Genomic DNA, 11756 nt, shown 5'->3' with positions numbered 1-11756 from the left:
GCAATATTACCCGCCTGCGTTTTTTAGCGGATAATATATGGCGGTTTAAATCAAAACTCATTTTATTAGGCCAACTTTTCCTATTTTCTTACTACCATCCGGTGCTTTGATCACATACAGATAAACCCCACGGGCTACCAATTCATTTACATCATTCTTCCCGTCCCAGTCTATCCAGCCTAGGTTTCCTAAGTCTGATTCTTTTATTTCTTTGATTTTCTCTCCTGCTATATTATATATCGTCGCGGTGCAATCCACCGGCAGGTTTATTATTTTCATTTTACCGTCTACCGCTGTGCTCGGCTTATATGGGTTCGGATACGCTATTACATTATTCAAATTACTGCTCACATACGTTCCGAGTATCCTATAAGTGCTAAAATGATTTACTTGCGCTGTTATCTTCCCGCCGCTTACTGTTTGTTTTCCCGGGACTATTATGTATTTCCCTGATGTCTCATCGTAGTAGAATAACCGGAGGCTATTTTCATCCACATCTCCTACCTCTTCCGGTTTGTACGGCACTGATATCTTAACCGGAGTACTAAAGGTCATTCCGGCGAATTGCCACGGACTTGTTGTTCTATTTAACTCTCCGAAATCCCTGCTTACGGGTTTTACCGTTTCCTTATATCTGTATCCCGTCCCTGCTGATTTCGGATTTTCTGTTATTTTAAATCCAACTTCTTTATTTCCGCTAAACGCCCCCGCCGGGATATCTATACTTGTTCCGTCCGCATTTGTTATTATTGTCCCATTTGTTCCGTCTGCTGCTATCGCTGCATATACTTTTACCTTTACTTTTCCCGATATTCCTTCGATATCTTTATCTGATACCTCTATCTCCTGATCTCCTAACGTCTTTAAACTTGTCATTACCTGCTTTACTCCCGAATCTGTCCCGGCAAATGTATAATCCGGCAAGGTTGCGGCATTAAGGTCCTTAACATTAAAGCTGATCATATTCAAATAACCTGTTATCAATGTACTGTTTATTCCTTCTTCCCTTACCGCCCTAATTGTCACGATAATACTTTCTCCTGCAACTGCTTCTATTTGCGACAGAACTTCCAACTTTGTTACCGTACATAATTTAATATTTTTACTATAAGTACTGCTATTACTCAGATTATCCGTGTATCTTACCGTAATTGTCTTCAATTCATCTGTATTTGTAACTGTAAATATTTTTGTCCCTGTTGTATAACTTTCCAAGGTACTCCAACTCCCGGTACCTTCCATAAACTGCATCTGATTTATTCCGCTAAATTCATCTGCCGCATTCAGGATCAAGGTGAGAACGGCGCTTTTTGTATATAAAGCTCCGCTATTTATATCTATACTCCCTACAGGGCCTAGAGTATCCAATGTTATATTCCCGGCTATACTTCCGCTCCAGTTACCCGCATTATCCTTAAATTGCGCATAAACAATTTTGGGGCCGTCTCCTACTGATAACGGATAACTCTTTGTTATACTATACGCCTCAGCTGTCGTCCATATAGATCCATCATTACTAAATCTCATTTCGCTAAGACCGCTATCGGCATCTGCCGCTGATAATGTCAGGTTGACGCTTGTATTGTTCGTAAATTCATCCCCGCTATTTATTATTATACTGCAGTTTGCCGGCCCGGTTGTATCCAATACTATCGTATCTGTCACACTCCCGACAGACCAGTTTCCTAAGGCATCCGAGAACCTGGCAGATACAGCCTTTGTTCCTGTTCCCGCATCCAATGTCCATACTGAGGTTGTTGCATACGCATACGTCACCCATGTTGTTCCGGTATTACTAAACTGCATCTCTGCCCCTGTTCCCATTCCGGAGTTCGCATCCGTCGCTGACAACGTTAATGTTACGTTTGTACTTCCCGTATATCCGACTCCCCCGTTTATTACTATACTGCAATTCGTCGGCCCCGTTAAATCTGTTCCTTGTACTACTCCTGCAACTGAAGCTCCGGTTATTGCATTCCCTGCAAGATCCGTCACATTTGATACGGTCGTCGTAAATGTTGCATCCGCTGTCAAACTTAAATTCCCTATTGTTACCATATTTCCGGAATATGATATAGTTGTTGAGCCTAAATTCACGTTCCCTGTTCCTGTCGGCGACTGTATTGTATAATTCGCTTTGTTTGTTACTGCCGATAATGTCATATCCTCACTGAATGTCACTTTCACCTGCGATATATTTGCTGTTACCGTCAAAACTGTCGGAGATATAGCATCAACCAGCGCAACATATTTTGTATTTGCAGTTGTTAAACTTGTTCCACCCGCAGTTGTCACTTTCAGATTATATGTACCCCCGGCTATCCCTGCAGGAACAATTGCATTTTGGATTGACACATCACTTACTACATTATATGTTGTTATTGTTACTGTGCTTGTTCCTACCAACTGTACTGAGCTCACGCTGTTTGAACTTGACCCTCCAAAATATCCGTTTCCGGAGATATTAAGCGTATTTGTAACGTGCCTATATCCGCTGACCGGAGAAATACCTGCTACTGCCGGCACAGGAATAAATACACTAACTGTATATGACACACCGGAACTATCCCCGCCTCCGGTTGTTGCTACGACGTTATATGTCCCGGAAGTCAATGTACCGGGAATAATTACTCCTGTAATCGCTGTGTCCGAGGCAACTATATATGCTGCCGTAATAGTTGTTGCACCTACCTTTAATGCCCTTACATCCGCGCTGGTTGTCCCGGCGTAAAACCCGGAACCTGCTATTGATATAGTCTTCGTCTCTCCCGTTACACAACTATTTGGAGTAATAGAACTTAATACGGGTGGAGATGTAGTTACGGTTAATTTCGCTCCGCCTGCAGATGTTCCTTTGGAGGTAGTTATCAGGACATCATAACTCCCTGCTTTTATTTTTGTCGGAACAATTGCGCTCACAATCACGGTATCACTTGTTACAGAGTATCCCGTTAATACCGTGCTTCCTGTATCATTTAATCTTATATTCGTAACATCACTGCTCGAGCCGCCGCTAAAATAATTCTTTCCTGTAATTTGTATCGTCCCGCCCGAAATATTTGAAACAGCAGCCGGCGCTAAACTTAATACCTGAGGCATACTATTTGTCATATTAATCGTAACACCTGTTGTTCCTGTTTTCCCGTTTACATCCGTTGCCTTTATTCTTACTCCACTTTCTACCTTACTGTATGTTTCCGTTAATGTTACCGTACCGTCAACTAATCTCACGGAAGTTATTCCTAATGTCCCGGTTCCTGCCGCAAGGCTTAATACTGCTACAGGACTGCTCTTTACTATATTTCCGCCGGCATCTTTTGCCGTCACCGATAATGAAAACCCGCTTATATCCGCTGTTGCAGGCGCAGCCACAGTATATGAAGCAATCACTCCTGTTGTTGTTACTGATGCTGTCCCGGTTATCGCACTTGAAGTTATCGTAACGGAGGTTATACCTGTTGCTCCAGAAGTTATAAGTATAAAGCAAACCTTTCCGTCTATATCCGTAGTTGATGTTGATTTATCTAACGTTCCGCCGCTTGATACAACCGTTACGGCCTGACCGCTTACTCCTTTACCGTCTATATCCTTAACAACTCCGTTTATTACCACCGCTTGTCCGGCTATACAGGTACTGGGATCGCTTGTCGCAGTAATATTATTGACCTGTTTTGTTAATATAATCTTGCTGCTAAGTCCTGACTTTTCCCCTACTGATACTTTTATCTTTATCTCTTCTGCATCCGTATATGTTACATTTGACAAAGTAACCGAACTATCCGCATTATTTGATATTATCGCTGTCCCAACGCTTAATACACCGCTTCCGGGTGTTACTCCATCTGAAGCTTTTACTGCACTTACCGTAATAGTTACAGGAGTTGCCAAAATAACAGGCCCTCCGTTTATATCACATGCTTTTATTTTTACTTCAAATACTTGATTATTTATTACACTTTCCGGCACAGTCAAATTAAATGCTGACAACTCATTTTGCGCTGTTGTCACTGTTATTACGTTTGACAATCCCAGATCCGCACATGAAGCTTGCACAATATAATTCCTATTTGTTGAATTTGTTGAACTCAATATAACGGCAGCTTCACCATTCATATCCGTTGTCCCTGTTGTTGTTGACAATACACCTTCTACGGACAACATAGAGAAATTTACTCCTTCTCCGACAATAGCTGCACCTCCATTTTTCATCACTGCGGTAATTTTACAGTTTGAATTCGGCTTCACTCCTGACGGATCTGCTTTTATATCAAAAGAATATGGGTTTACAGAAGAGCCCAGAATAGTCACTGTCGCAGACCCTAAATTTGACACAGAAGCAGTAACCGTGTTTAGCCCTAATGTCGGATAGAAATTCAGTGAATTCATCGTTGCATTGTTCGAAACATATGCTTTTCCATAGATATCCGTCGTAACATTCACTGTAGATATGCTTTGCCAACCACTTGCGCTATATTTAAACGTTCCTCCTGTACTTTTAAGAGTAACAGTTGTTCCTGAAACGCTTACCGGCTGATCCAGATTATCCACAATAATTCCATATACGTCTTTTTTATCATAGTAAATCATTGGAAAACTGGTTGTAGGTATCAGATATGGAATAGTTGAAGGTGCTACTAATTTTACTTTATATCCTATAAGGTTCCCAACGCTTTTTATCGTAATATCTTTCGAAATTCCGTTTGAAGAGACTCTCACTACATTATCTCCAACAGAAGTTACATTTTGCAATTTCGATATAACAGCACCTTCTCTATTTGTGACAGCCGTAGTCAGACTTAAGCTCCCTGTTCCGCTTATTAAACTGTATGTAACCGCCGCATTACTCACAGGATATCCATTCACTTCTTTCACTATTGCCTTTATTGAAGATGAACCCGAGTTTGTTAATACAGTCAATGGATCCGCATTTGCTTCTATGCTTGAAACCACTGCGACTTTAAGTGTTAAGGTCCCGGAAACACTTCCGGAGGTTGCAATAATATCTACATCCTGCGCCGTCCCTGACGCTGTGTATGAAAGAGTAATCATACCTGTATACATATCCGGGGCTCCCGACACTATACTTAAACTGCCAACGGCAGGAGTTGTTGAAAAATTTATTATTGCAGGCGCACAGTAATCACCATTGCCTTCTGATTTAATAATCTTCCCGGCTAAATCAAAAAGATTAACGGTTATTTGCGTTGCAGAAGAAGGTACTATTACCGCGGGACTACAGGATATTCCTATACTACCATTTATTGATGTTGCAGAAATATCCGTCTTTAATCCTTCACAGCTGGCAGATATAACAACATTTCCCTCCTGCGCTGGAAGCGTTAAATATGTATATACTAATCCGGACGAATCCGTAACTCCGCTATTATTGCTTAAACTCCCACCTCCGGAGGTTATCGTAAAATTAGTTGTTTTGCCGGGAACACCTGCATATGATTGTGTTCGCAGAATAAATCCAAGCTTTACGATTGATCCGGATATTCCGCGATACATAGTAGCTGAATTCTGATTTGATAACTGATTATTACTCGATTGAAATGTCAGATTATAAATAATGCCGCTGCATGTTAACCTCACTACCGTATCTACTCCAACAGTTAATCCGGACATGCTAAGAACTACCGCACCATTTTTATCCGTAATCATGGATGACACACCGCTCCACTTCTGAGTGATATTATCAGTGTTTTGAACATACAATGTCCCGCTCCCGCTTATTACCGTACAGTTAACAGCAGCAAAAGGAATCGTAATTCCGGATGCATCTTTTACGGTTACTATTGGCATACTGGGGGAACCTACAGACGGGGAAACCGCCGGATTTAGAGATGCACTTAAACTATTTGGCGTTAAACCTTGAATAGTGAAAACCGTTGAAGCGCTATTACATATGATAGTTATCTTATTTGACCCGGACGCTGCAGTATAACTATTTTTGACCATTCCGTAACTGTCACTCGTTATCACGCTATACGCCAAAGTTCCCGCGCTGCTGCTATATGTTACAAGACTACCGCCTATAGAATTCATATCTGCGTCTTTCACATACGTTATTAAATCCACACTCGAACCCGCAGCACACTTTTCCGGACAATCCGTAAAATATATCTTCGACGATCCTGTGACTGTGTATACTTTTCGCAAAACAGTCAGTAGCTGAGAAGCAGCACCGCTTTTTATATCAGTCACTCCGCTATAACCTTCTTTATTGTTAGAATCTTTTGCTTTAATCTTTATTTTTTCCGTAATGTCATATGTTGCATTCGTAATATTTGTGCTTCCATTTATCAGCGAAGCATTAGTTATACTCAAAGTGCCGCTAAGTGTGCCATAAGTATTATTCCAAGGGACGACAGATATAGATATATCATTATTCACAGATACTGTATTTTCATATCTGTCCTTAGCTGTTACTACTACTGAAAAAGCTGTATTTATATTGCTTGTATCCGGAGTCACTATTGCATAATGATCGATATCTCCAACTATTATTGTTAAATTAACTATGGATGAAACCGAACTATTCAGTGTCTCCACTTTTATTGAAGTTACTCCCGGGACCGTACTTCCTATATACCCTATATTCGCCTTACCTGTGTTATCCGTAATTACTGAACTGGATTCTAAATTCCCTCCGCCGCTTGTTATGCTGCTTTTCAAACTTATTCCCGCGGCAGCATTACCTCCTGCATCTTTTGTCTCCACAAATATATTGCATCTTGTCCCGGCTTTTACACTATAACTTTCAGGTGTTAAGACTAAACTCCCTATCGTATTTGTTCTTACTATAACTTCCACTTTCTGCAAACTCCCGCTTGTTAATTCTACTACATTTATTTCATTTGATATTAATGTCAACCCAACTGCTGCCCCTCCGCTGCTATCAGTTGTAGCAATTGTACCGCTTAAAGTCCCGGCTCCCTGTATTCTTGTAAATGTTATAACCGTCCCGCCGGTCTTTATCTGATTTCCATATATATCCAGTACACTCCCGGTTATCGTTACAGTCTCACCTGAAGTTGCCTCTTCCTTACCGGATATATATCCTAATTTCGAAGGCTTTGTACTGTCCGCCAGTACTGTTATTACATCACTTAATCCAGTCTTCCCTTTTACATCCTCTGCTTTTATTCTTATCCCGTTTGTTTCTGCTTTCGTATATCCAATGAACGGGAAACCTACACCTTTTGTCATACTACTTATACTGTTTAACAACAACGTACTTGCAAGATTACTCGGATTATCCCCCGCAACCGCTTTTATATTAAGATTTATATTGTTTGTTGTTATCGGAAGTATAGTGGTTTCTGCCGCGTCACTATATGCCGTTATTGTTATATTTACCATCCCTCCGGCAGTTATAGTCAAGGGTGTGGTAAACTTATAATGATCCGGCGTTATAGCCGATATGCTTATCGTCCCCGCTGTCGCCCCGGTCTTTGTAAATGCAACTTGATTAATTCCCTCGTTAGATCCGGCCGTTAACACCGTCGTATACGAATTTGTTGTCGATGCCGGATTTACAACTCCTCCACCGGAAATTACCTGATAATTTATTGTCGAACCTAAAGCAAAACCTGCTCTCTTCCCGGTATTATCCAATCCATATACCGATATTCCACATGCATCTCCGGGATAAACAGCCGATACATTTGATTCCGCCGAAAGAGCTACTACAGTCGAACTGTTCGCCGGTGTCGCAAAATTTAAAATGGGGTATTTTATCCCTCCGTATGTATTTATTTTCCCGTCTATTGTTTTCGATATTACCCTGTAACCGTAGGTGGTGGAGCATTTAAGACCGCTTATAGTAACACTATGAGCAGTTACCAGACTGCTGTTTTCAGACGTTACTATAATATCAGACAATCTCGAAACATCAGTATATGTGAAAGTTGAATATCCTCCCCCAGCATACGCCGCATACTCTACCTGTGATGTTGTCGATACGCTGGTTGTCCATGTTATTATAGCTCCGGTTGTTGTAATGCTTACGGCAGCAGGTGATGTAATTGTAAAACTTCCGGCCGTTACCTCATACTCATCCGTATCCAAACTAGTTATATTCAGAGCATCTCTTTGCACTAATTTATATCTGTAATTGGTACCTGTAACGATGTTTGTATCGTTATATGTGAAATATAATCCTGTACCGGCATGTGTATATACAACTTGCCAACTGCCCGACGGTATGGTCTTTCTATATATATCAACTCCTTTGTTATAATTCCAATAATAATCTATGAATATCTTTTGAATCGCTTCACCGGAAATAGTTACACCTGTAGATCCGCTCGAGCAATACTTAAAATACGGTTCCGGCGTTCCTGTCTTTATCGTTACTAAATTCCCTATATCCGGAGTTATAACCTTCCCTGAGGATATAATAGACATATTCGCTTCACCGTCTTTATATTCAGTTCCGTTTTCCCTTACAACATCATAGTAACCTTTGTAAATCAACCCCGTTCCATCCAGCTTTTCCGTCTGCCCGGAAAGTATATCCGCCGCACCCTGCTGGTCTAACTTATATGACGCCCAATCTCCGCTTGGGATAAATATCTTAAAGTATGTCCTTCCTTCCTTTAGATACTTCCTTGTCGGCAATTGATTTAAACCGCCTATTTGATACTCACTTATCTCGTTTAATAATGCTGTATCGCTATAATATGTCACACACGCACTGTCTAACGTTCCTATATGTATCGGCTTGACATAAGGAGTCGTATACGTTGTACTTCCGGTGTCCATGGAAAATTTAACTGTTACAAGATTCTTTCCGTTTCCTTTATCAACAACTCTTATTACCTCTGCATTATGAGCAACATAACTGCTTGAATAAGGCATTAATATTTCCATAAAACAATTATCAAATGATTCCGTACTGTGATTCTTTACCTTGAATGCATTCACACTGGAAATACCGTCGTTAGCAGGTTTTCCGTCATAATATGTCGTAAATACAGATTCCATTGCAGGCCGGTAAGCTCCATAATATGTGCTGCCAAGTAAATTACTGAATACTACCTTATTATTCGAAACTTTTACTACTCTAAAATAGCCGCTATTGGCTGCATCTGAAAACATTATGCATGACGGGGTTACTACATACTTTGTCGGTGTTAATCCGCTGTTTGTCACACTATTATTTCCATAACTTAATGCTGCATTTATACCAAGCTCATCGCATAACGCCGGTATTTGATTCATATTGTCTTTATAATAAAATATTGACTTTAAATCCCCGGTTCCTCTTAATTCGTTTCTTATAAAATCTATCTGACTACTTCCTATCTTTCCGTTATCATCCGTGGTATCAACTCCTAAATACTTATGATTACCGTAAGAAAAACTAAAATATCTCGGACCCACATTTGTCTCATAACTTTTATGGGTATCGGAATTTACACCACCGTAACAATCCATCTCACCCGGAGTTACAAACACCGGAATATCCTTGCTCTTTAGCAGCTCAACCAAGCATTGTAGTAACTGCGTATCTCCATTACCCGTAAGATTCCCGCTTATCAATACAAACTCCGGATTAATTATTTTCACTTGATCTAATACAAGGTTTAAGTCGTTTCTATTCAAGGAATAACTCGGGTTGGTTATGTGCACATAATAATAATCCGTCTTAAATATGTTTATCACCTTGACTGATTTCGTTACTTTTTCCGTTTTTATGTTGTTACCCACTGACAGATCATACATTCCTTCTTTCGCTGAAGACGGGATACTTGCTGAAATTATCCAGCAACCTTTACTTACATCATAACTTGCGCTTATTGTTAAACTTATCGTTGTATTATACTTTACAAGACTTGCATTCCATCCGCTGTCAGACAAATTTCCTTTACAGGTTATTGTAAAATTAGTTCCGGACTGAACAATTCCGGGTAACGCCGTCTTTGGCGTTATTACAAGATCCGTACCAGGGGCGTCTTCTTCAAATACATATATATACCCGTTTATTCCCGTTGCTATTAACTTCTTATTTGCTATTATTACAGGACCTATGCTCACTTGATCAGGATTGTTCCAACTCCACTCTATCACTCCGGTATTTTTATTCAAGGCATATATCCAGCCCTTGTTATTAGCTTTCGGTCCCGCTGCAGTCGAGAAACCTTTCAGAGCTGCTGTTCCAAAATACACAATATCCCCGGATATCGCCGAAGTGTTATGATCAGAACAAGATCCTTCCACTCTCGTCTTCCACTTCAAAGTACCGTTTGAAGCATCCAAAGCAAAATAATACCCCTCGTTACTGCCAAAATACACTGTACCATTACTGACTATCGGGTCCATCCCTACATTTGTACTATTATCAATAACCATAGAGTTAGTAAATGTGTAACTCCATAAATCTTCACCTGTTTTTGCGTCTAAACAATATATGATTCCCTGATGAACTTTTTTAAAATCATCTGTACTTGTAAAACCTTCCGTACCAGCTACAAACACCTTTCCGTTTTCATACGCTGCAGATGTAGAATACTGCATATTCTTACCTTTTGACCAATTACTATATCCGGTTTCCGGGTTTATTCCATGCATTATACCATCCCAGTTCATAAACAATGTATTGCCGCCTATACAAGGGGTATTAAACATCCAACTCATGTACGTAGCAGGTAAAAATGGATAGGTTGTATCCATTTCAAAAGTTGAAGATCTGCCCCAGAAAGTATTAGTAAGAAACGAGTACGTCATATCAGAATTGTATCCGGGATATGGTAAGCACCGCGCTAGAACATTGCTTCCTTGTGATTCAGACGAAAATAAAGGATAATAATATCCATTAAACACAATACTCGCCCCAAATCCCGCATCCATACCGCTCCACGCTCTAACCACGGCACCGCTGCTTATTTCCAGCTGATACACCCCTCCATGCCCGCCTCCTACAAATACATATTCATTATTATTACCGCCAACGGCAGGGTAATGATCCCTCCCGTTATATCCAACACCCCAACTGAAATAACTCCACTTGCTTTCTAATGTATTTATATCGTAGCAAATATGCAATCCATGAAGCCAGGTGACATTTAAACGATCTCCATAGGCAACAAGCTTTCCGTAGTATGGATACCATTGAGAATGCACTTCTTCTTTTTTTATTTTTAACTTAAGAGGCAAAGCTAAAGTATCAAGGCTGGTTCCCGTATGCGAAACATCATGCAAAGCTGTAGGCCAATTGTCCGAATAACAAGGCGAATGAAGCAAGGATAGTACAAGAAGAGAAGAAAGAGGAAATATAAACAATAATTTTATTGACTTATGCAGATGAATAATTGTCTTCATCATATTTTTCCTTTTTCTTTTCCGCCACAAAGCTTTGGTGGCCCCGCATTAGGAGAGGTCTCACCACGCAAGTGTTATAGACTGCCCACCCAGGTGCCTGCGACCAGGCTCCTGTACCACTCGCTACGTTCGGGTGCAGTACCGAACCTGAAGTCTTAAATGGTTCATGGTTTTTTATCTTCTATATTTGTTATATTTGCTGTTCTTGCTTCTCTTACTTCCCTTGCTTCTTTTCCCTTCTTCTCCAAACTTTACAGAAAGCGATACTCTATGCGCGCTTCCTAAATCTCCGAAGAGGCTGAAGTTGTAATCCAGACTGCAGATCATTCCTTCCAGGTTTTGTTTTACTCCGGCTCCTACGTTTACATTATTTACGTCATAGCCAATCCCATAGCTTCCGCGGACGCTTACAAAATTATCATAGCAAT

At 40.5% G+C, this 11756-nt stretch carries 1 protein-coding gene and 1 pseudogene; both read right to left on the bottom strand.

All coding sequences use genetic code 11. The features are described 5' to 3' along the window. Nucleotides 1–57: 57 nt before the first annotated feature. Nucleotides 58–11328 (bottom strand): hypothetical protein, encoded by an 11271-nt coding sequence (locus tag A2536_01850; protein ID OGF47565.1) that lies wholly within the window; start codon nt 11326–11328, stop codon nt 58–60. A gap of 174 nt (nt 11329–11502) precedes the next feature. Continuing rightward, a pseudogene (locus A2536_01845) lies at nt 11503–11756 on the bottom strand (hypothetical protein).

The organism is Candidatus Firestonebacteria bacterium RIFOXYD2_FULL_39_29, assembly GCA_001778375.1.
Lineage (GTDB): Bacteria > Oederibacteriota > D2-FULL-39-29 > D2-FULL-39-29 > D2-FULL-39-29 > D2-FULL-39-29.
This window is presented reverse-complemented; position numbering and strand designations above follow the sequence as displayed.

Excerpts from the sequence above, each read along its gene's own strand:
- A2536_01850 (OGF47565.1), bottom strand. The coding sequence starts at position 11,328 with ATGAAGACAATTATTCATCTGCATAAGTCAATAAAATTATTGTTTATA.